The sequence below is a fragment of the Salinivirga sp. genome (genome assembly GCF_055145285.1).
This window is the reverse complement of sequence record NZ_JBSRDC010000005.1, coordinates 53,926-76,401: the sequence shown is the minus strand read 5'-3', so window position 1 is coordinate 76,401 and position 22,476 is coordinate 53,926. Positions and strand designations below refer to the sequence as shown.

The window sequence follows — 22,476 nt, the reverse complement described above, 5'->3', positions numbered from 1 at the left end:
AATTGCTCTATCTCTATTAAATACAGAGAAATCTGTTAAAGCAAGTAAAAAGAATAAAAGATTATTAGCTGCCTTAAACCCTGACTTTAGACAAAAAGTATTAAAAATTTAAATGCGTTTGCCCTGTTTATAGTGTTTTGTTTATTGCTAATAGTTTGATGATTTGCTACATTTGTCTGCAATAAAATTTACGCTTCAAATAGCATTGTATGTTAAATTTATTGAAGAAAATAATCAGGAACCGCAATACTATTCTTGTTTTGGCGGTTGTTGCCGGGATGCTGTTTGGAGATGTTGCAACACCCCTCGAACCTTACACCATATGGGTGCTTGCGCTGGTTATGCTGGTCTCTACTACGGGAATTTCTTTTAAGTCGCTTGTTCCTTTTAGCAATACACTGAAAATATTTGGCGCAGGTATATTTTTTAACTATGTAGTTTTTTCGGCAATAGCCATTTTGCTGGCCTGGTTGCTTTTCCCAACAGGACCGTATTTTATGGGTTTTGTTGTTATTGCTTTTTCACCGCCTGGTATTGCGGTTATTCCATTTTCGCAAATATTGCATGGTAACAGCAAATATACAATCCTGGCAACATTGGGTTCTTATATTGCAGCAGTGCTTATTTTACCATGGGTTTTTGATCTTTTTCCAACTGAGAGTTCATTGCAACGCACGGATATTTTAATTTTTCTGATAAAAATTATTGTGGTGCCGCTGATACTTTCACGTGTTCTGCTTCTAAAACCAATACGACCATGGGTGGAAAAAAGTAGGGGACGGGTTACCGATTTGGGGTTTGCCTTTATTATATTCGTTGCCGTAGGATTGAATCGCCATGTGTTTTTTGATGTTTCTGGTGTGTTGTTTAAAAGTATCTTGCTTCTGTTTGTATTAACATTTGTGCTTGGTTTTATCTATGATAAGTTGAACAGAAAATTTCAATGGGTCGACTCAAAAACAGAAGTGAGCCAGAACCTGTTGTTGACGATAAAAAGTAGTGGGTTTACAGCTACTACTTCCCTTGCATTGTTTGGAAAGGAAGCTGCTATACCTTCGGCCGTAATGGCTGTAATAGTGTTAGTGTATCTCATATATTTGAGTTTAAAATAAAAAGTTTTGCAAATTACATTTTTAGGAACCGGAACATCGCAGGGAATACCCGTTATTGGGTGTGGTTGTGAAGTATGCCAATCCGAAGATCCAAGAGATAAGCGGTTAAGAACCGCTTTAATGCTGGAAAAAGGAACACACAGTTTGGTAATAGACACCGGGCCTGATTTTCGGCAACAAATGCTCACGCATAATGTCAGGCGATTATCGGGAGTGTTGTTTACACACGAACATAACGACCATGTTGCAGGGTTGGATGATTTACGATCTTTTAATTTTATCTCAAACCAGCCGGTCGATATTTGGGCAGAAAACAGAGTAATGGAGGTTCTAAAGCAGCAGTTTCCATACGTTTTTACGGATAATAAGTATCCCGGCGCGCCCGAACTGATTTTACATGAAATAAACGAAAATGTAATACGAATCGGTTCTTTTGAGATTGAACCCATTAGGGTGTATCATTATAAGCTACCTGTTCTGGGGTTTCGCATAGATGATGTAGCTTATTTGACTGATGTCAGCGAAATTCCTGAGGAAGCTATGGCAAAATTGACCGGGCTGAAGTTGTTGATTATCGATGCCTTGCGTATACGACCACATTTATCTCATTTTAATCTTGCACAAGCATTGCAAATAGTCGAAAAACTCAAACCCGAGCAAACCCGATTCATTCATATTAGTCATCAGCTTGGCTTACATGCTGCAGTAAATGCCGAGCTTCCTCATAATATAGGTCCGGCCTACGATGGGCTTGTGTGGAGTTTGTAAATTATAGTTTATGAAGCGAATTTTTGAAGAAAATATCCTTGCCTACAGTTTTTCAAAAATATTGACGCCAAATATTGTGACTACGAAGGTTTTTGATTCGAACAGCACATGGGGACAGGAAAACTTGAACAAGATTGCAGCTTTTCTAAATGTGAAAACCGAAAACCTGGTTTTCCCGGAACAGAAGCACACCCGCAATGTGGGTATTGTAACTTTGGAAAATATAGATGATTCTTTTTTAAATACAGATGCGCTTATTACAAACGTGCCGGGGATGGCAATAGGAGTGGTAACTGCCGATTGTGTTCCCATTTTACTTTATGATAGCAAAACCAAGGCAGTAGGAGCTATTCATGCCGGATGGCGGGGGACAAATGCACGAATTGCAGAAAAAACTATTTGTGCCATGGAGGAAAATTTTGGCACAAAACCCGAAAATCTCGTTGCCGGTATTGGGCCTTCAATTTCGCCGCAGGTGTATGAGGTGGGCCCGGATGTCTTTGATAACTTTGCTGATGCTGGTCATCAAACAAACTTGTTGTTCGAAAAGCAACCTAATAGCAAGTTTTTGCTCAATTTGTGGAAGGCAAATTATATACAACTAAGTGATATGGGCCTCCCGGATATTTCAATTGAACAATCAAAAATGTGTACCTTTAGATTTCATAATGATTTTTATTCTGCAAGAAGAGATGGGGGCGAAACAGGAAGAAATGCAGCAGTAATAAAAAATGAGAAATAATTTACTTGTAATTTACAACCATTTTGCTTTTTCGTGTCTATCCATTGTGGAAAGCGCGTGAAAGTAAAAAAATTATTGCCGTGAAGAACGATTTGCAAGAAATTTATACTAATTACGCGCCAACCCTATTTAAAGTATGTTTGCGTTACAGCAGCTCTTATGCCGAAGCAGAAGATTTATTGCATGATAGTTTTCTCCGGATTTATGAGCGGCTTTCGCAATTTAAAGGTAAAGGTTCTTTTGAAGGATGGATGAAACGGATTGTGGTAAGTGTAGCTTTAAATAAACTACGCACTAACAGGTATACTCCGGACTACCATGAGGCTTTTGATGGAATAAATGAAAGTGAAATTGAGGTAGATAAAGATGACCTGCCTGAAGAAAGGAAACTATTGCTTGAAGCAGGATTGACACATGAAGATGTTTTGAATTGCCTTCAGCATTTACCGGCTAAGGCTCGGGCAGTGTTTAACCTTTATGTATTCGAAAACAAGAAACACAGAGAGATTGCCCGTGAATTAGAGATAACGGCCAGTACATCCAAAACACAACTTAAAAGAGCCAGAGTTCTATTACACAAACAGCTAACGAAACACGCAGAAATGAAATTAAGGCATATAAAAAAACTATCTATTTTGGCTTTTCTACTACCCGGTAGGCAGTATGTACATGTTGATAAATTTGTAAAAGAAAGTGTAGAAAAAGCAAATATCTCCGCCCCACCTATGGATTTTTCTTCTATTGCCGGAACTACTGCAGCAGGAACTAGTGCTATTCCGGGCTCGGTAAGTTTATTAGGGCAAATTATGGCTCATTTAAAATCTCACCTAATAACCTATACGGCAGTTGTTGTGGTAGGAGGTGCTGCAATTACACTATTTTCAATTCCCGAAGCAAAAGTAAACAAGGAAAGTAGTATGGAAAGTATTAATTTGCGAATGCATCCTGCTTTAATGCCATTCGATCTGGATAGTTTTATGCAAGCCCCGCTTAATAGCTATGATGATAAACCCATAAAAGTGGAGTTGCCAGTTCAAACCAGCACATCCGTTGATACCATAACAATTTACGAGCACGTAAGGGTAATTGACTCTTTAAAATAAAGCTCCTGTTTTGTGTGTTTTGCAAATTAAGTTTTAAAAAGTGGTCTGTTTTTTCCCTGAAAAGAAAAAAGAAACTTAATTTAGTTACTTTTAATCAGGGGATTTATGTTTAAGGGTTGGGGACAGATAGCCTTTTTATTATTGTTTGTTGCGTGCTTTACTCAAAAAGCTAATTCGCAGCAGAATATTTCTATCCGATCAGATACCATTTTTGTTGATACAATGGTCAATAATAAACCCCAGGTATTCAGGAAAATTATTATTTACGATACTTTGTGGCTGACTGCAAAATTACCCATTCGCCCCCCTCACTTATCTCCTGTAATGCAGAAACCTCCTGAATTTATACTTCCACCAAATAGAACCAAAGCCCCTTTTAAATATAGACCCTGGGTAGAGGCTGGGATTTCTTATTACTACAATAATAGGTTTTACAATAAAGGTTTGTATGATAGCTACAGCCAGGCCCAAACCAATACGAATGGATTTGGAGTATATGGCAATATATTTTTCCCATATGGTAACTTTTATGTGCGTTCAGGGCTCGACATGTCTTTTTTTAATACCCGGATTAATGATAATTATAAGTCAGCTTACTTTGATAGTATCCCCATTACCTACGATTCGACTATAATTGATACAGCCTATTTCTTGGATACGGATCAATTGCCAGATACTGTGTATATTATGCATGTCGATACTTTCAGTATGACTGTAAATGATACCGTACAAGAAGTTAATTATGATACCTCCCTGCTTGATTTAACCAATAGATATTTTTACCTGGAAATGCCATTACTGTTCGGATATAATTTTGTTTGGCGTCCCTTTGAGTTAGCTTTTGAAGCGGGTGTTTATTTAACCTGGCTGGCCAGAGTAAGGGGGAAAGTGATCGATAAATCTCACTTTATACGACAACTTAATGAAACCTATTTTCATCGGGTAAACCTGGATCTTGCTTTTCGGTTCCGCATAAAATATAACTTATCACCAACAAAAGCTTTAAGTTTAACTCCCTCACTCCGATATTCGCTTTTTAGTATATACCGTAGCGATCAGCTAGTTGCGAAAAGATATTTGCGGTTTGGAGTTGCATTAGGTTATATTTTTTACTAATTTAGGGGGATGGTTTTTCGGATTGTTATATTGTTTTTTTTGGCTTTAGCGCAATTGAATATATATGCGCAAGTCGAGATTACAGGAAGTCTAATAGGAACACAGGGAGATTCTCTACAGGATCATCCGGTATTTTTATTTGATCAGGATGGCTTTTTAAAAAAAACAACAACAAATGAATCCGGACGATATCTATTTCTAATAGATACTCAAAGTGATATAATAATTGTTAAAACTGTTGGGTTTTGTGGTTTTTGGCGCACACATTCCGACACCGTTTTTTTGAAGGCAGACACTTGCTTGCATATTGACTTTTCAATTTGTCATAATATAACACCACAGGCATGTAGCTCAAAGTTTCTGGTCAAGCCAGAATCAGAGTTTGAATTTTTCTTCTCTTCCCAATACGGTTATAATGAGTTTATTACATATCAATGGGATTTTGGTGATGGAGGCACCAGTAACCTTGCTGAACTTGAATATGATTACGAGGAAAAAGGTGTTTACAATGTAAGGTTGATCACTGAGAATCCTGTAGGGTGCATTGATACAGTTGTTCAAGAGGTTCTGGCCGGACGAGAAAGCTATGTCAGAGGTAATATACACACCAACGATAATTATCTTTCCAATGCTTTTATTTGGCTCATTGGTTTTGACTTTAATCAGAATAATGTGATTAAAACCATTAGACCAGATCCACACGGAAGATTTAAGTTTTGGTGTGAACCTAATTCAAAATATTTATTGAAGTTAGTACCTGATTTTGGAGACAATAATTATGCCCCAAGGCTTTTGCCAACTTATTTGGGTGGTGAATTTTATTGGCAGGACGCGGATGTCCTCGATGTTGGTCATGAAATTAAAGATTTAAGGCTTGCTGTTTTAGAATCAGATTTTATTCCTCACGGATTTAATAAAATTCATGGTTATATTTTTAATGACCATATCGAAAGGGAATTACCGTTAACCGTGTATCTTTTAAATTCATTTGAAGAGCCCATTGATTTTGCACGAGTAAAAGGGGAAAATTTTGAGTTCGAAAATTTACCAGCAGGTACGTATTTTATATTGCCGGAAACTGCCGGAAAAGTATCTTATCCCCTGAAAGTTGTTTTCGAAGGAGATTTTGATCCTCCTGTCAATTTAGAATTTAAAGTTGGAACTACGCATATTAATCCATTGGTTGGACTGCAAGAGTTAGATTCTGCCAATGATGAGGTGCAGCTATCCCCAATTCCAGTAAAAAACATACTTCATATTCGATCAACCTTACCACTGTACAAAATCTGGATTTATAATATCAACGGTACTGTGATAAAAGAAAAAGAGGTGATGGGCGAAAAAAATATTGAATTATCAGTGCAAAATCTTAAAAAAGGAACCTATTTTATTAGGTACTTATTTAATAATGAGTTCATAGGGGGCGATATCTTTCTCAAGTAAAAAAAATCCTTTCTTTTTACAACCTTCATGTTTTTTTGTGTCTATTAAATGAAAAGTAAAATAGTGCTACCCGTATTTGCAACTAAGTTACTTTGAAGGTTACTGCCAAGCTCCATACAACATGGCAGTTATAAAGGATCGGGACATTGATCAGTTTTATTACATTTGTCTGCAATAATTTTTTTAATATTTCCCGATAGGCCATCAATTTAAATTTACAGCTATGAGAAACTATATTTAGATTGGTCCCCGATCCTGCTTCTTTCACTTTCGTAGCAGGATTTCGGTTTCCCCAAGCCGGAATCCTTTTTTTTATAGGCTTTTTTAGGATTATTTTTTATCTTTAAAAGTTTATGAATTCAACAGGACTTTATACAATAATATTTTTTGATCCTGAGCGAACGCTTGAGCTTGATCATTTCACTCAAAAATTTCCCTATATTAATTTTGTGTATGCCTCATCAGAGGTTGGGAATTATAAGACTGTTGACCTGCTGATTTTGCTGGCCAAACCAGAAAACAATAACGACATCGTATTACCTGAAAATGCTGTGGTTTGGGGCGTTAAAGGGAGCTTGCCGGGCAGCCTTATTGATGAAATATTGCCTCAAGAATCTAATCAGGAATTTTTATTCGATAAGATTCAGCATTTTGTAGAATATCTTATGCAAGCGCCACTGGCTCATAGGTCACTCATGCAGTTGGCTAATGCAATTCAAAATGCTGTGATTATTTTCAATGAAAAAGGCGAATTGCTTTGGGTTAACAAGGCTTTTGAAACGATTTATGGTTATTCAAAAACAGAGTTTGTTCAAAAGTTTGGTAGGGATCTATATGGATTTAACCAATCCGAAGAGTTGAAGGATAGTATAGCTATATTAAAAGAATCCAGAAAATCGGTTGATTATGTTTCTTCTATTCAGACCCCAAAGGGTGAAACCAGATATCTGCAAACCACGTTTTCACCTGTTTTTGAAGGTACGCAAATCAAATGGTTGGTTGCCATTGAAGCAGATATTACGGAGTTAAAAACTTCAGGAAACCTTTTGGAGGAGCAAAGAGAGTCACTGCAAAGGTTAACCGAGGAACTCATGGACGCCAATCATGAATTAAAGGCTCAGAGCGAACAACTTAACGAGAAACATGAGGAGCTATCGCGAGAAAAAGAACGCACCGATGAACTGTTACACAATATTTTGCCTGAAGTGGTTGCGCACCAACTTAAAAAAGGTAAAAAGAAACCTAAAAGACATAAGGCTGTAACGGTTATGTTTGCCGATTTTAAGGGGTTTACAAAAATATGCAAAAAGCTTGAACCTGTTGAAATTGTGCATACGCTGGATCATTTGTTCTCAAAGTTTGATACAATAATTGAAAAGCATTTTATAGAAAAAATAAAAACCATTGGCGATGCTTACATGTGTGCCGGGGGTATGCCTATGAAAAATAATAGTCACCATGTAAATATTGTAATGGCAGCGCTGGAAATACAACAGTTTTTGTTTGAATATAATAAACCCCGCATGCTCAATAAAGAAACAGTTTGGGAATGCCGTATTGGAATACATTCAGGTGAGGTGTTTGCAGGAGTGGTTGGCCAGCGCAAATTTGCATACGACATTTGGGGCGATACCGTTAATCTTGCTGCCCGCCTGGAAACAAGCGGAGCTGTAAATTCGGTCAACATTTCGGAAACAACACACGAGTTCGTAAAGGATTATTTTGAGTGTATCCCGAGGGGCGAAATAGAAGTGAAAAACATTGGTAAGGTGAACATGTTTTTTGTAATAGGATTAAAACCTGAATATACCAATGACCCAACTGGTGTTGAGCCTAACCAGGCATTTAAAAAGATTTTGCGCGGACTATAGCTTTCTCGATATAAGCGACTCAAAATTAACTTATTAATTTGAGGTTTTGATGGGTGTAGATAAAATGCACAAAACAGAACTAATAAGTTTCAACCTCTCATATTTTAAACAAAAACATGCCCTAAAAATAAGACGGGTCACCCAAATATTGAATATTTTTAGATTAACTAATTGATAATCAACGATCGGATTTTAGGACGTCGATGTGGTGCACAAAACAGGAAAAAGATCCTTAGGTATAGTTTTGGGTGGGATGCTTATGGTTTTACGCACATTCAATTACCGTTAATGATAATTGAAACTGCTCCCGTGCAAAAATTCTCTTAAGATACTCGTTGGCGGAATTTCGTCATCAGATATTGGGCTTATATAACGGAAAAATTTCAGCAACCGATTGGCTTCTGCATACTCTGGCTCGTCCGGGAACACCTCTTGCAGTATTGGTTCTGCATATTTTTTCAGTACTCCTAACTCAAATATTAATGCGGAATTGAACATGCTGTCGGCTTCTTCCTGAAACGGGAAAATGTATTTAGCTTCACCACGCGTAACGCTTTGCCACCTTTTAAGGGTATCGGTAGCGCTGTATCCCCGGTATTGATGATCGCGTACAATGCGCCTTATGAGTCGGTTATCAGTTGTGGGTATACGGTTGTGGCTATCCATACAGAGTGCTGTGAGGGCAGAAACATAGATTTTATATTTCTGATCGGCAGGAATACGTGGCGTTAGATTCGGGTTTAGGCCATGTATACCTTCAACAATGACGAATGTTTGCTCGTCAATTTGCATGTAATCGCCGTTAAAATAGCGTTCCCCTTTTTCGAAGCTGAATTTGGGTAGTTCCACCTTTTTTCCGGCAAATAAATCCAGCAATTGCTGGTTGAAAAATTCTATGTCGAGAGCATCGATATTTTCAAAATCGTATTCCCCGTTTTTATCCAGGGGGGTATCTTCGCGGTTTACAAAGTAATTGTCGAGTGAAATATTAACAGGTTTGTAACCCAGTACTTTTAGCTGAATAGTCAGTCTTTTTGAAAAGGTGGTTTTTCCTGATGATGAGGGACCTGAAATAAGAATTAACCTTGGCTGTTGTTGCCTGCTGTGAATTTGGTCGGCAATGTTCGATAGTTTCTTTTCCTGTAGAGCCTCATTTACTTTAATGATGTCGGCTACATCACCATTCAGCGCGGATTCATTTATGGCTCCAATGTGGCTCATGCCAATAACTTCAACCCAGTTTTTATATTCCTGGAAAATGCCAAAGAGTTTATCCTGTAGTATAATTTCGTGAATTTCGTCTGGATTGTTTTGTTTAGGAATTTGCAGCAACATACCATCATAGTATTTGTTGAGTGCAAAAACTTTTAAATATTTTGTAGAAGGAACTAAAAAGCCGTAAAAGTATTCGGGTAGCCCGTCGAGGTAATATACTGAAGTGTAAAGTTGGCGACGGGTTTTTAAGAGTTTAACCTTGTCATCGAGATTATGTTTTCTGAAAATTTCAATGGCTTCGGTAGTAAGTTTTTCTTCGCGTTCAAAAGGCAAATCGGCATTGATTATTTTGTGCATTTCTTCGTAAATAGCTGAAACGTCATCAATTTCAAGTTTACGGCCCAGATTTTCGAATTCACAATAATAACCATTTGAAATACTGTGCTCTATTTTTACTATGGCTTTTGGGAACAGTTTTCGTGCAGCTTTAATCAGCACAAAAGAGATAGAACGAACATACATGCGTTTACCGGCCGGGTCTGTAATGTCGATAAAGCGAACCATTTTGGGTTTGTAAATCAAGTAGTTCATTTCTTTGAGCTTATTGTTTACAAAAGCTCCAAGAATGGGTTTTTCAGGGTTTGGTAACTGTTCGTTGGCAATTTGTTTTAGGCATGAGCCTTGTTCGTACTTTTTTCTGTTACCGTTATTTTCAATTATTATTTCAACCTGCATACAATTGTCTTTTTAGTTCGTCAGCCAGGTAAGCTGCAGTATAGCTCTTTTTATTTTTACTGATTGCTTCCGGCGTTCCTGTAGCGATTATTTTTCCTCCACCGCGGCCACCTTCCGGACCAATATCGATGATGTAATCAGCAAATTTAATCACATCCAGGTTATGTTCAATAACTATAACCGTATTTCCTTTGTTTACCAAACTATTGAGTACCTCCAGCAAGGCTTTTATGTCTTCGAAATGTAGTCCTGTTGTGGGTTCATCGAGAATGTACAGTGTTTTACCTGTATCTCTTTTCGCCAGCTCCGATGCTAACTTAACCCTTTGCGATTCGCCGCCACTTAGCGTGGTAGAGGGTTGCCCCAGGGTCACGTAGCCCAGGCCAACTTCTTGCAGCGTTTTGAGTTTTTTCTCGAGTTTTGGAATATTTTGAAAAAATTCTACAGCTTGATTAATTGTCATATCCAGTACATCAGAAATGCTTTTACCTTTGAACCGCACTTCGAGTGTTTCGCGATTATAGCGTCGGCCTTCACAGTCTTTACATTTTACATGAACATCTGGTAAAAAATTCATTTCGATAATTTCAACTCCTGCACCCTTGCAGGTTTCGCACCGGCCACCTTTTACATTAAATGAAAAGCGTCCGGGTTTATAGCCTCTGATTTTAGCTTCAGGTAACCGTGTGAAGAGTTTTCTTATCTCATCAAATATAGCCGTGTAAGTAGCCGGGTTAGAACGGGGTGTGCGTCCCAGTGGACTTTGATTTACTTCTATTACTTTATCTATATTTTTTATGCCTTCAATATTTTTGTATGGCAGTGGATCTTTAATGGAGCGATAAAAGTGTCTGTTAAGTATTGGGTGCAAAGTTTCATTGATGAGGGTCGATTTTCCGCTACCGCTTACTCCGGTTACACAGATAAATTGCCCGAGCGGTATATCGATATTTACATTTTTTAAGTTGTTCCCGGTAGCACCTTCTAAATGTATTTTTTTACCGTTGCCAGGCCGGCGTTGCGCGGGGACTTCAATGCGTTTATTGTTTTTTAGGTAGTCGGCAGTTAGTCCGCCTGTTTCATTTATTTTTTTGATGGTTCCTTCAGCTACAATATGACCTCCATGCCTGCCCGCACCCGGGCCAATGTCAATAACATGGTCAGCAGATTCTATCATTTCCCGGTCGTGTTCTACAACAATTACGCTGTTTTCGGCATCGCGCAGTTGTTTTAGGCTGTTGATTAGTTTTATGTTGTCGCGCTGATGTAATCCTATACTGGGTTCATCGAGGATGTAGAGTACATTGACCAATTGTGAGCCAATTTGTGTGGCCAAACGTATGCGTTGGCTTTCTCCGCCCGAGAGACTTTTGGCGCTTCGGTTTAGAGCAAGGTAACTTAATCCTACATCTAGCAGGAAACCGAGTCGGCTTCTGATTTCTTTCAGTATTTCTTTGGCAATTGAGTATTGTTTGTTCGATAAATGTGGGTCTATATCATTGAACCAGTTGTGGAGTTGGTCAATATCCATTGCACTTAATTCTGCAATGTTTTTGTCATGAATTTTGAAGTAGAGCGTTTCTTTTTTTAGCCGGGTGCCATTACATTCCGGGCATGTTGATTTTTTGAGGTATCTGTCGTGACCTTTTTTTGAAGTTTTTAGATCCTCGGCATCCAGTTGTGATAAATAATTGACTACTCCTGCATAGCTCAACATGTAGGATGAACTTCGGCCCAAAGGTGTGTTTTCAATTTTTACATTTTCAGTTGTTCCGTAAAGAATTTTGTCAATCAGTTCATCGGGCAGCTTGCTGACGGGCATATCAGTGGTGCAGTTGTGTTTTTTTGCCAGTGCTTCTATTTGCCAAAAAATGAGACTACTTTTATATTTTCCCAGTGGCGCTATGGCCCCTTTTTTTATACTCAGCTTTTTGTCCGGGATGAGTTTGTCGATATCGTATTCGCTTACTTCGCCGAGACCCTTACAAACCGGGCATGCGCCCTGAGGGGAGTTGAACGAAAAGGTATGGGGTGCAGGTTCATCATACGAGACGCCACTTTCGGCGTCCATGAGGTGTTTTGAAAAATATTCCGGATCGTTGGTGTCTTTTTCTATGGCCATCATCACACCCTTTCCGTGTTTGAGGGCTGTTTGTACAGAGTCTTTTAAACGTTTGTCGGCTGTGTTACCCGGTATTACTTTGTCTATAACCACTTCAATGTGGTGAATCTTGTACCGGTCCAGTTTCAGGCCGGGGCTGAGTTCTTTAATTTCGCCGTCTATGCGTGCACTTATGAAGCCTTTTTTTCTGACCTGCTCAAAAAGTTCGCGATAATGCCCTTTGCGCCCCCTGATAACGGGTGCCAGAATGAGGATTTTTTTCTTGTTAAACCTTTCTTTTATGAGGTCAACTATTTGGTTCTCATTGTAGCGAACCATTTTTTTTCCACTTGCATAAGAATATGCGTCAGCTGCCCGTGCGAAAAGCAAACGCATAAAGTCATATATCTCAGTAATGGTACCAACAGTGCTACGGGGGTTTTTATTGGTGGTTTTTTGTTCAATACTAATTACCGGACTTAAACCTGTAATTTTGTCCACATCAGGCCGTTCCAGGCCACCGAGGAACTGCCGTGCATAAGATGAAAATGTTTCAATATATCGTCTTTGTCCTTCGGCATAAATTGTGTCAAAAGCCAGAGAAGATTTCCCGCTACCACTTAAACCGGTTATTACGGTAAGTTTATTTCTGGGAATATAGGTGTCTATATTTTTTAGATTGTGTACGCGCGCACCTAAGATTTCTATGGTGTCTGCATAGTCGGTATCGATAAGTTCTTTTTTCTTTGTCATAGTATCAATAGCTCAGATGGTCATATTGATGCCGGAAATGTTTTTCTGGTATTCTTATGATGTATGTTTTATTCTTTGGGTTTCGCAAATAATTTTCCCTAAGCCAGGGGTTAAATTCTTTAAGCATTCGGTATGAAATATCGTGCTGTTCTGCAAACTTAGCGAAGTTTTTTACGGTTCCTGATATTTGAACTTTTTTTGTTTTTATGGGAGCATATAAGTCATTTTCGTCTAGAATGAATCCATATTTTTCAGGGTTGCTGAGTATTAGTTTTAAGGCAATTAGCCTGAATACATACCTTTCTGTCTCCTCGGGTAACAACAGGTCGTAATATTTATGGCAATTCTGACGAGCGATTTGTTGTAAAGTGTTTGATCGGCCATAATTGTATGCGGCTGCCGACATGGTCCAGGTTCCAAACTTTTCGTAGTTCCATTTTAGATATTTTGCTGCTGCACGAGTGGCCTTTTCCAGGTGGTAACGTTCGTCTACTTGACTGTTCACCTCCAGGTTAAAATCGCGAGCTGCACCTTTCAGAAACTGCCAAAATCCTGATGCACCGCTGGGTGAGACTACATTTTGCAGTCCGCTTTCAGCTACAGCCAGATACTTAAAATCTTCGGGCACGCCTTCCTCTTTTAAAATTTCCTCAATAACCGGGAAGTAACGGTTGGCCCTTTTAATTAATTGAAATGTGCTGGAGTGCCAGAATTTATTGACCAGTAGTTCCCTGTCAAGTCTTTCCCGCACATCGTAGAATTGTACAGGAACGGTTTCTCCTGCAAAACTTAATTGCGCAGGAATATCTGCAGGTTTAACTGAGTATGTGTTGTGTTCAATTTCTGTGACCTGGTGCTGTTGCTGCGGCTTGTTTGGTTGAGATAAGCTTTTAATACCCCACAATGTTACCACCAGTAAAATGGCGGTAATGGAAATAATTTTAATTTTCATTCATCAACTATTTGTTCGGTTTCACGATTCGTGTTAATGTGTATAAAGTAGTAAAAATGATTGCCGGCCATGCTAAAAATATAACTAAAGTAGTAAGGCTGGCATCAGGGTAATACACAGTCAAAACAAATGCCAAAGTAACAGATATTAATGACCCTATTATGAAAACAAGGGCAACCATGTGGTCAGAAAGGCCTGCGTATGACAGATGATGTGTGGTATGGTCTTTACCGCCTACAAATGGAGACTTGCCTTTAAGCAAGCGGTTGATACTTACCGTAGCCGTGTCGCTTAGCGGCATTGTAAAGGCTATAAGTACCGTGGCAAGCTTAAAAAGACCTGTGTGCGGGCTGGGCGTGATGGGTTGGTTCCACAAAAAGATTATAGACAGCACCGCTAACACAGCACCCAGGAATTGTGAGCCATTATCGCCCATATACATTTTTGACGGATGCCAGTTAAATATCATAAAACTTCCCATGCTGGCATATATGCTGATAAGTATGGTCAGGTGAAACCACATGTCGGCCGGTTCCCTTACACCAATAATTAATCCAATCAGGATGAGAATGAAAAGGCCGCTTGGTGTAGTGATGGCATCCATATTATCTAACATATTAATTGAGTTCATAATTCCTACGACCCAAAAAATAGTTAATAGATAATTCAGCATATCATTTGAAAATATGTTGATGTAAATGCCAAAATAAATGAGCAGGAAGGCGGCAGCCAGTTGCATGCCAAACTTGAATAGGGGAGAGGTGTTTAACAGGTCGTCGGCCAGGCCCATGAGGAATGAAATGGTGACTACAAGAATTATGGCAATACTTTTTCCGCTTATAAATATTTCTAATGGGAAAAATACCATATAGTTTATCAACCCAAATATAAAAAGGCTGAAAAATGTAATTCCGCCAAAGATAGGTTTTGATTGTTGCTCCCATCTTACAGCTGATATATTTGCTTTGTGTAAATTATAGGTTCTTGAACGGTTAATGAGGTATTTGTGCATTAAAAATCCAAGAAGAAAAGTGTACATGAAAAATAAGGTCAATAGAAGTGCGTTTTCCATAACTTTTTGGTCAATATGGTTTTATGCTTTGTTGGTTTTAAATATTCTTTTAAAGAATCCTTTTTTTGAAGTGTCCTCTTCGTCGGAGTAATAGCCATAACCGTAGCCATATCCATAACCGTATCCGTACCCATATCCATATCGGCGTTTGGCCATGTCTACAGCATTGAATACTACGGACAGGTTATCTAAACGCTTGTCTTTTATGAGTGCGTTAATGTTTTCCAGGAAATTACGTTTAGACAGGTTCGATTTGAGCACATAAACAGGGTAATTAGCTCGTTGCAAGTTGGCGAGGGCATCTGTTACGATACCAATTGGTGGTGTATCAATAATAATTACGTCGTAAAGTTCTTCGAGTTGTTCAATGAGTTCATCCATTCGGGGGCTGAAGACCAGTTCGGCTGGGTTGGGCGGTACCGGACCTGCTGTAATGAAATCAAGATTCTTTTGTTCTGACATAAAAATACAATCCTTGTAAGTATGCTTACCTATAAGGATGGTGCTCATGCCTTTATCATTGTCCACATTAAATCCGAGGTGCAGGCGTGGCTTACGCATGTCCATGTCAAGTATTATTGCCCTTTTGCCTGAAATAGCTTGTATTCCGGCCAGGTTCATCGCCACAAATGTTTTACCTTCGCCGCTTATTGTTGAGGTAACTGTAATAACGTTTGAGCCTGCACCAGGGGACAGAAACTGCAGGTTGGAGCGGATATTGCGAAAAGCTTCTGTAAACATGGAGTTGGGTTTCTGATTAACCAGAAGTTGTGATACCGGAACAGATTTCTTATATGCAGGCACAACGCCAATAACAGGGGCTTTTGTGTAGCTCTTTATCAAGTTCACTGAGGTGATTTCATTAAACAAGAGGTAACGAATGAAGATGAAGATGAAGAAAAGAATTAATCCGAGTACAAAACTAACAATTAGGATTTGTTCTCTCTTGGGAGCGATAGATTGAAGGTTGGCATTGGCGCGTTCCAATATTACGTTTTGTGTAACATAACCTGCTTGTGAGATCATGTATTCTGCTTTCTTTTGTATAAGTTGATTGTAGAAACCTTCATTAATCGACTGCAGACGTTGAAGACGGGCAAATTCTAATTTATCAAATGAATCATCAGCAAAGAGTTTTCGTTCATACTCGTTAATCTTGTTTTGATATTCCGTTTTTCTTTCTTTTAATCTGCTTATGTTGTTTATTACAAAATCAAGAATGAGCTTCTTTTGATTTGCAATTTGTTTATCAATTATTTTAATGCGCATGTTGTTTTCTGTCACATCATTCAATAATTGATTTTTTTCGTTTACAAGATCCTGAAGGTTTGATAGGATACTGACAAGTACCTTTTCGCTATTTGTGCCAGCCAGCATGGCAATCATTTCATAAATGTTTAACTGCTGACTGTTTTCCAGTTGCGATTTAACATTTTTTAGGGTAAATATTTCAAACTCAAGTGTTGTAATTTTTTCTTCAAACTCTTCAACTTTAGCTGTAAAAATTGGGAAGGGAGATCTTTCAAATGTTTCGCTGGGAATATTATTTTCTTTTTTGAATTTTTGCAGTTTCGATTCGGTAGTGTCGAGGGTTTTATACACGTTTTTTAGTTGTCGCTCAATAAATGCAAGTATATTTTGCACACTTTCTTTTTTCTTTTCAACCTCGAATCGTTGGAATTCTCTTGCTATAGCATTTACAAGTTCTGCTGCCTGCTGGCTGTTGTGGCTTTGGTAAGATATCTCTATAGAGTTGGAGCTGCTGCTTAGGAGTTTTATGCTTAGTTTTTTACTATGCTCTTCAAATATTTGTTCATCGTTGTAAATTACAAAGTAGTAGCTGTTTTGCTTTGCACTTTCGTACATGTTTTGAATTGCTTTGTAGCGAACCACTTCTGCTTTACACTTTAATATGCACAGGTCGGTCCATTCGCCTGCCTTGCCTTGGACCCGGTGTGTTTCATCTCTGTATTCATATTCATAAATAAGATCTTTTTTGTTTTCAAAAGATATATAAACAGGTGTGCCATAAGCTTTACTGTCTTTAATTTTATATTGAATTTTAAATGGAGATGATTCATAAATTTCATCGCTCAGAAATGCACCTTCTACAAAATAGCGTATGTCGAGTGGAAGTTTTGCAAATGTGCGCTTCAAAAATTCCTTTGATCTGATTAAGGCAATGGTTTTGTTTAGTTTTTTGTTGTCGTCATAGAGATCATCTAACTGGAAAACCTGACTTGTTTTTTTATCTTCCTGAATCTGAAGTACCGACTTAGCCTCGTAAAGTGGCGCTGTGTAACGGATTTTAAGAAATCCTGCACCAACCGCGAGTAGTATTATAAAAAGACCTATCCAAGCGGATCTGTATAAGATTCGTTTGAAAGTAACAATGTCGAAAGTATCGTTAACAATAGGTATTTTTCGGTTTTGCATGGTTAAAACAGATTGTATACTAATAAAAATGTGCTAAGAATGGTAAGGTATGGTGTTATTTCTGTCAATACTCTTCTTGCGTAACGTGGCCGGCTTTCAATGTAAATTATATCGTTGGCCTGAAGCAGCAAATTGCTCCCCTGTACATCTTCAAGTGAAGATATGTTGTATCGGTAAACTTCTGGATTACTACTTAAATCTCCTCTGATAAGTTTAATTTTATAAGCTTTGTCGCTGTCAGGTATACCTCCACTCATAGCGAGTGCTTCAATGAGGGTTAGCCTGTCTTCCGGAATGTTGATGACGGAGCCCTGACCTCCACCACCTTTGAATACGTATACTTTACGGTTGTTTACTCTTAACAGGACGAATGGGTTTTTGTAATACGCTGCGTACTGTTTTTCTAAAAATGCTTCGGCTTCCCTGATGGTTTTTCCTGCAATATGGACCCTGCCTAATGTCGGTACTTTTACATATCCGTCGTATTCCACAAGGTATTCTATTTCTCTGCGCAGGTTTCCCCTGCTGCTGCCTTGTTGATTACCAATGTTGATTAATGTAAGGCCATTGTTTGTAGTTATGCTTAAGCTAATGATATCGTAAGGTTGTACCTTATACTCTTTGGTATCAACCGGTTTGAATTCATTATACGCAAAATCGCTGTCGGTTTTAAACATACGGTTGGGCTGCAATACTTTGCAGGAGCTAAAGGTTGTAAGTGCAATAACCAACCATAATATAAATCTGGAACTGTTTATTTTCATTTTAAAGCCTTTATCAACTTCCAAAGATATATTTTTTTATGTACATTGACTAAATTGCCTGAGACAATAACTTATTGTATAACCTTGATGTATCTTCTACGAGTCTGTTATAACTGAACTGTCCATTTATACTTTTTTTGGCCTCAATAGCCATTTCTGTTCTGAGTTTGTCATCCAGCACTAGTGATTGCAAACCTTTTGAGAAGGCGTTTATATTATCTGACGCCACCAGGAGGCCATTGGTTTTGTGTTTCACGATGTCTTCAATTCCACCTACTTTTGTTGATACTACTGGTTTGCCGGCAGCTAAAGCTTCAATAAGACTCACTGGTGTTCCTTCGTTAAATGATGTAAGAGCTGCCAATTCACTTCCGGCATATACTTCGTCCACATCGCGAAGCCATGAAGTAAATATTATATCTGCATTTTTATCTCCTTGTCCGTCAGAACTTGTTTTCAGGCCTGCAAGTTCGCAATGTTTGAGTAATGCTTCCCGCAACTCACCATCTCCCACGATAATGGCCTTGATGCGTTTTTGGCATGTAGATTTTAATCTGGCTATAGATTCAATAAAAAGTTTGTGATTTTTTACGGGTACCAGCCTGCCTACAATGCTTATTGCAAAATCATTCTCATCCAGATTCCACCGTTTTCTGAAGGCTACTCTCTTGTCTAAATGGTCTTGTCTAAAGCGGGCGAGGTCAAAGCCTAAAGGTATGACTTCAAATTTGCCTGGAGGGGCTATCTTGAATTCATTTGATAATTCTTGTTTTTGTTTATTACTTATAGCAATAATTTTTGTGCTTTTACTGGCGAGATATTGTTCTATTTTCCTAAATACAGAGGTTTTTGCCCCGGAAAAATAGGAATGAAATACGTGTCCATGAAAAGTATGCACTATAACCGGAACACCTAACTGTATCGCGGCCAGCCTGCCTAATGTGCCTGCTTTTGATGCGTGGGTATGCACAATATCGGGTTGAAATTGCTTAATAATTTCTTTGATTTTGAGATAAGCCTTCCGGTCATTAATGAGGTTGAGAGACCTGTGCATTTCCGGAATAATTTCGGCTTCTATGCCCAATTGGTTTAAAATGAACATGGAGTCAGCTTCGGATTCCAGGGAGACACCACCTACCAGTTTTGTTTCAAATCCTTTATCAGTCAGGTAGCGTGTTAAATAGGCAGCGTTGTATGTTGGACCTCCCAGGTTAAATCTGTTTATAATGCGTAAAACTTTAGGCATAGATTTTCTTTTTAATTCATGTAAGTATCCCACCAGTTCTGAAAAACTATAAGCGCCCAAATTCTGGCCGGAGCATCTCCGGGGCTTGCGCTCATGAGTTGGGTCCGCAAATTGGCAATGGTCCTGTGGTTTAATATTGCTTGTTTTTTTATTTTTTCTTCATTAAGTATTTCATGAAATATGAAATCAAACAGGTCATTGCGAAACCAGTTCCCCAAAGGTATTTCAAAACCTTTCTTGGGCCGGTTATACAATATTTCTGGTAATTCGTCTCTAAAAGTATCTTGCAGGATTCTTTTCTGTTGGTTTTTGTTGATTTTATAATTGGTTGGTAGTTGCATTGCAAAGTCCACGAGCTCGTGGTCGAGAAAAGGAACGCGTACTTCCAGGCTATTGGCCATCGACATCATGTCAACCTTTGTGAGCATATCGTTTGGAAGTAGCATTTTTATATCAGCATTTAGTATATGGTGTAACTCGTGTTGTTTCGGAATGTTCAAGCCTAATGAATCCCATGGTTTTATGGAATCATTTGCAGGAGCATTTAATACAAGTTCTCTGGCGTAACTTTCGGAAGATATGCTTGCCCAAAACCAATATCTTTCGATGCCCTGAAGTTTAATGCCACGACTGAATTTTGCTGCCTGGCGTGCCTTGTCAGCGATTTTATTTTGCCTTGACTGTGGTGTGAGCTCTAAAATAGGACCAGCTGTTTTTATTAATGTATTAAAGAATGATGGGTTTAATGCGCGTTTATGGGCCATGTGTTTGCGGTAACCTCCAAATAGTTCATCTGCGCCATCGCCAGAGAGGGCAACTGTAACGTGCTTTTTTATTTCGCGGCTTAAAATGTAAACGGGTATAGCACTGGAGTCGGCAAAAGGCTGATCCATATAATCTAACACATTGGTTAATGCTTCGAGCATGTCGCGCGAATGCACATTGATGATGTGGTGCTTAAGGCCTGCTTTATTTGCTACGGCTTTTGCATATTGTGTTTCGTCGAAATATGGTTCGTCCGGGAAACCTATGGAATAGCTTTCGATGTTGGGGTTTATCTTTGCTGTGAGTGTCGCAATAATGGATGAATCAATTCCTCCACTTAAAAAAGTTCCTAAGGGTACATCTGCAATTAGCCTTTTTTCTACCGATTTAAGCATTAATGCTTTAAGTTTCTGTTGGGCTTCATTGTAGCCACCTTCGTAACCGGGCTGCTGGGGAGGAGTATAATATTTAAGTGTTTTTACCCCACTGCTATTGATTAGCATTGAAGTTCCCGGCATTATCTGTTTCACTTTTTTGAAAATGGTGTCAGGGCCTGGGATATAATTAAGCTGAAAATAGCGGCTAATGGATGAGTAATCAGGTGTTTTGTCGATGTTGAATTCCTGTAAAGCCTTAATTTCCGATGCAAAGCATATTTGGCGGTCATCTTCTGAAATGTAGAGCGGTTTTATGCCATATCTGTCTCTCGCTATGAATACTTCATGTGTGGAATGGTTGTAAATGGCAAACGCAAAAAATCCATTGAGGATAGCGGGTGTTTTTGTATGATATTTTTTAAAGAGTTCGAGTAAAACTTCTGTGTCTGAATTGGTTCGGAATTTAACCCCTTCTTTTTCGAGTATTTTTCGGTGTTGTTTGAAGTTGTAAATTTCCCCGTTAAATGTTATTGTGAATTTACCGGAGCTGTCTGTAAAAGGCTGATGGGCTGAAGCAGAAGTGTCGATAATGGACAAACGCGCATGCCCCAACGCTACGTTATCCTTATGGAAAAAGTTGCTATAGTCAGGGCCTCTTTTATTGAGCCTTTTAACAGCATTTTCCAGATTCGTAAGTTGAGAAGTTGCATTTTCGCTTTTAAGCCAATATCCAGCTATTCCACACATTTATTTGACCAATGGGTTTAAGTATTTTACAAACTCTTCGTGCGGCACCGATACACATATTCGGGAGTGATTTTTATATTTCTCAGGGTCAATACTGAAATATGACATCGAAACGGCACTAATTTTATTTGCAAGTAGTTCTTCTTCTTTCCTCTTTATACTTGCAAAAATACCCATTGGTTTGCTGTTTTTATAAAATTCGGTGGACAGTAGGTTGTTGTTAATCAAAAAATCTATGTTTTTGGCGATTGCAGAGCTGGTTTCTGTTCTAAATTTTCGAATTGCTTCTTTGCCTTTTTCTGTACTTATTAACCGGTAAACGAGTTCCTGTGCAAATGCATTAACGCCATTGGTTGCATATAAAAGTCGTTGTTTCGCTTCCTGAATAAAGGTTTTATCCTGATTGTGCATAAATCCTATTCTTTGTCCACTCAATCCCATTGATTTACTAAAACTATCTACAATAATTACATTGGGAAAATCAAGTAACCGCTCGTATAGATCATCCTCCTCATCTGTAAATACTTTGCGATAGGGGCTGTCAACTAATACAAGAATCTTTTCCTGGTACAACCTGTCTATTGCATTAAAAATATCGGTATCCGCATGCTTTTCTCCAAGAGGATTTCCCGGATCATTAATTATGACCAATTGATTGGTGAACTTGTTGGGGTATTTTATAACCGTCTGCAGGTTTGGGTAAGCGTTCAGTTTTATTTTGCGTAGCCTGGCAAGCTGAGCATATGAGCCCCAGAAAAAATGGGGCAGAGTAATGGCATCTACCTGAATATTTTGAAATGCTATATCAAGACCACTAATGCCGCCAGGCATTATAAGAATATTGTCGGGGTTGGCTTTTCCTTTAAAATAACTGTCGGAAACTGCCCTGCGAAGTTTTTCTTTTCCCGCTGTGCCGGGGTACACTTGTATGTCTGTTGAGTTAAAGTCAATAGATCTTGCTATGTCGTTTATATCTATATTCACTACAGCATTAACTCCCCGGTGTAGCATCAGGTAGGGTGTGTTTTGTTCTTCTTGTAATTTGCGCGCTTTTTGACCAATTTTGAGTATGCGCGATGTTTCAGTATTGGTTTCATTGATTTGCATAGCAATAATCAATTATTAAAAGACAGCGATAAATATTTTACCGCTGTCTTT

16 protein-coding genes are annotated in these 22,476 nt (G+C 38.6%); 7 read left to right on the top strand and 9 right to left on the bottom strand.

Going from position 1 to position 22,476, the window contains the following annotated elements; translation table 11 throughout:
• The first annotated feature begins 209 nt into the window (after positions 1–209).
• The 7 genes from ACTB0Y_RS01410 to ACTB0Y_RS01380 all read left to right on the top strand — a co-directional run bounded on the left by ACTB0Y_RS01410 (position 210) and on the right by ACTB0Y_RS01380 (position 8,155).
• A complete protein-coding gene (locus tag ACTB0Y_RS01410; protein ID WP_463204999.1) occupies positions 210–1,112 on the top strand; it encodes a hypothetical protein in 903 nt (300 codons plus the stop codon).
• 6 nt (positions 1,113–1,118) lie between these two features.
• Positions 1,119–1,880 carry an MBL fold metallo-hydrolase gene (locus tag ACTB0Y_RS01405; RefSeq protein WP_463204998.1) on the top strand — a complete coding sequence of 254 codons (762 nt, stop codon included), beginning with the start codon at positions 1,119–1,121 and terminating at the stop codon, positions 1,878–1,880.
• A 10-nt stretch (positions 1,881–1,890) separates the two neighbouring features.
• The gene (pgeF, locus tag ACTB0Y_RS01400) at positions 1,891–2,622 is read left to right on the top strand and encodes a peptidoglycan editing factor PgeF (RefSeq protein WP_463204996.1); all 732 of its coding nucleotides are present in this window, start codon (positions 1,891–1,893) and stop codon (positions 2,620–2,622) included.
• Between the two features lie 80 nt (positions 2,623–2,702).
• On the top strand, positions 2,703–3,725 hold the full coding sequence (locus ACTB0Y_RS01395) for an RNA polymerase sigma factor (RefSeq protein ID WP_463204995.1): 1,023 nt from the start codon (positions 2,703–2,705) through the stop codon (positions 3,723–3,725).
• 105 nt (positions 3,726–3,830) lie between these two features.
• Entirely contained in the window at positions 3,831–4,841 is a 1,011-nt protein-coding gene (locus ACTB0Y_RS01390) for a hypothetical protein (RefSeq protein ID WP_463204994.1), read from the top strand.
• 39 nt (positions 4,842–4,880) lie between these two features.
• Positions 4,881–6,284 (top strand): PKD domain-containing protein, encoded by a 1,404-nt coding sequence (locus ACTB0Y_RS01385; RefSeq protein ID WP_463204993.1) that lies wholly within the window; start codon positions 4,881–4,883, stop codon positions 6,282–6,284.
• A 353-nt stretch (positions 6,285–6,637) separates the two neighbouring features.
• Positions 6,638–8,155, top strand: a complete 1,518-nt coding sequence (locus ACTB0Y_RS01380; RefSeq protein ID WP_463204992.1) for an adenylate/guanylate cyclase domain-containing protein — start codon at positions 6,638–6,640, stop codon at positions 8,153–8,155.
• A 285-nt stretch (positions 8,156–8,440) separates the two neighbouring features.
• Here the strand turns inward: ACTB0Y_RS01380 and ACTB0Y_RS01375 are convergent, their stop codons facing one another.
• From ACTB0Y_RS01375 to ACTB0Y_RS01335, 9 genes are read right to left on the bottom strand one after another with little or no spacing between them, the layout of a single operon-like run.
• Positions 8,441–10,105, bottom strand: coding sequence for a uridine kinase family protein (locus ACTB0Y_RS01375; protein WP_463204991.1), 1,665 nt, complete (start codon positions 10,103–10,105; stop codon positions 8,441–8,443).
• Positions 10,095–12,959: an excinuclease ABC subunit UvrA gene (uvrA, locus tag ACTB0Y_RS01370; protein ID WP_463204990.1), complete on the bottom strand. Its 2,865-nt coding sequence runs from the start codon at positions 12,957–12,959 to the stop codon at positions 10,095–10,097. Before uvrA ends, ACTB0Y_RS01375 begins: the two co-directional genes overlap by 11 nt.
• 4 nt (positions 12,960–12,963) lie before the next feature.
• Positions 12,964–13,911 carry a lytic transglycosylase domain-containing protein gene (locus ACTB0Y_RS01365; RefSeq protein ID WP_463204989.1) on the bottom strand — a complete coding sequence of 316 codons (948 nt, stop codon included), beginning with the start codon at positions 13,909–13,911 and terminating at the stop codon, positions 12,964–12,966.
• Positions 13,912–13,918: 7 nt separating this feature from the next.
• Positions 13,919–14,983 carry an MraY family glycosyltransferase gene (locus ACTB0Y_RS01360; protein ID WP_463204988.1) on the bottom strand — a complete coding sequence of 355 codons (1,065 nt, stop codon included), beginning with the start codon at positions 14,981–14,983 and terminating at the stop codon, positions 13,919–13,921.
• Positions 14,984–15,004: 21 nt separating this feature from the next.
• The gene (locus ACTB0Y_RS01355) at positions 15,005–17,419 is read right to left on the bottom strand and encodes a polysaccharide biosynthesis tyrosine autokinase (protein WP_463204987.1); all 2,415 of its coding nucleotides are present in this window, start codon (positions 17,417–17,419) and stop codon (positions 15,005–15,007) included.
• A gap of 2 nt (positions 17,420–17,421) precedes the next feature.
• Positions 17,422–18,183 carry a polysaccharide biosynthesis/export family protein gene (locus tag ACTB0Y_RS01350; protein ID WP_463204986.1) on the bottom strand — a complete coding sequence of 254 codons (762 nt, stop codon included), beginning with the start codon at positions 18,181–18,183 and terminating at the stop codon, positions 17,422–17,424.
• A 49-nt stretch (positions 18,184–18,232) separates the two neighbouring features.
• Positions 18,233–19,429 (bottom strand): glycosyltransferase, encoded by a 1,197-nt coding sequence (locus ACTB0Y_RS01345; RefSeq protein WP_463204985.1) that lies wholly within the window; start codon positions 19,427–19,429, stop codon positions 18,233–18,235.
• A gap of 11 nt (positions 19,430–19,440) precedes the next feature.
• Positions 19,441–21,318 carry an asparagine synthase (glutamine-hydrolyzing) gene (gene asnB / locus ACTB0Y_RS01340; RefSeq protein WP_463204984.1) on the bottom strand — a complete coding sequence of 626 codons (1,878 nt, stop codon included), beginning with the start codon at positions 21,316–21,318 and terminating at the stop codon, positions 19,441–19,443.
• A complete protein-coding gene (locus ACTB0Y_RS01335) occupies positions 21,319–22,425 on the bottom strand; it encodes a pyridoxal phosphate-dependent aminotransferase (protein ID WP_463204983.1) in 1,107 nt (368 codons plus the stop codon).
• Between the last annotated feature and the right edge of the window lie 51 nt (positions 22,426–22,476).

Bases quoted from the DNA above. Each gene is read 5' to 3' on its own strand.
- ACTB0Y_RS01410 (WP_463204999.1), top strand. From the start codon at position 210: ATGTTAAATTTATTGAAGAAAATAATCAGGAACCGCAATACTATTCTT.
- pgeF (WP_463204996.1), top strand. From the start codon at position 1,891: ATGAAGCGAATTTTTGAAGAAAATATCCTTGCCTACAGTTTTTCAAAA.
- ACTB0Y_RS01390 (WP_463204994.1), top strand. From the start codon at position 3,831: ATGTTTAAGGGTTGGGGACAGATAGCCTTTTTATTATTGTTTGTTGCG.
- ACTB0Y_RS01380 (WP_463204992.1), top strand. From the start codon at position 6,638: ATGAATTCAACAGGACTTTATACAATAATATTTTTTGATCCTGAGCGA.
- ACTB0Y_RS01375 (WP_463204991.1), bottom strand. From the start codon at position 10,105: ATGCAGGTTGAAATAATAATTGAAAATAACGGTAACAGAAAAAAGTAC.
- uvrA (WP_463204990.1), bottom strand. From the start codon at position 12,959: ATGACAAAGAAAAAAGAACTTATCGATACCGACTATGCAGACACCATA.
- ACTB0Y_RS01365 (WP_463204989.1), bottom strand. From the start codon at position 13,911: ATGAAAATTAAAATTATTTCCATTACCGCCATTTTACTGGTGGTAACA.
- ACTB0Y_RS01360 (WP_463204988.1), bottom strand. From the start codon at position 14,983: ATGGAAAACGCACTTCTATTGACCTTATTTTTCATGTACACTTTTCTT.
- ACTB0Y_RS01355 (WP_463204987.1), bottom strand. From the start codon at position 17,419: ATGCAAAACCGAAAAATACCTATTGTTAACGATACTTTCGACATTGTT.
- ACTB0Y_RS01350 (WP_463204986.1), bottom strand. From the start codon at position 18,183: ATGAAAATAAACAGTTCCAGATTTATATTATGGTTGGTTATTGCACTT.
- ACTB0Y_RS01345 (WP_463204985.1), bottom strand. From the start codon at position 19,429: ATGCCTAAAGTTTTACGCATTATAAACAGATTTAACCTGGGAGGTCCA.
- asnB (WP_463204984.1), bottom strand. From the start codon at position 21,318: ATGTGTGGAATAGCTGGATATTGGCTTAAAAGCGAAAATGCAACTTCT.
- ACTB0Y_RS01335 (WP_463204983.1), bottom strand. From the start codon at position 22,425: ATGCAAATCAATGAAACCAATACTGAAACATCGCGCATACTCAAAATT.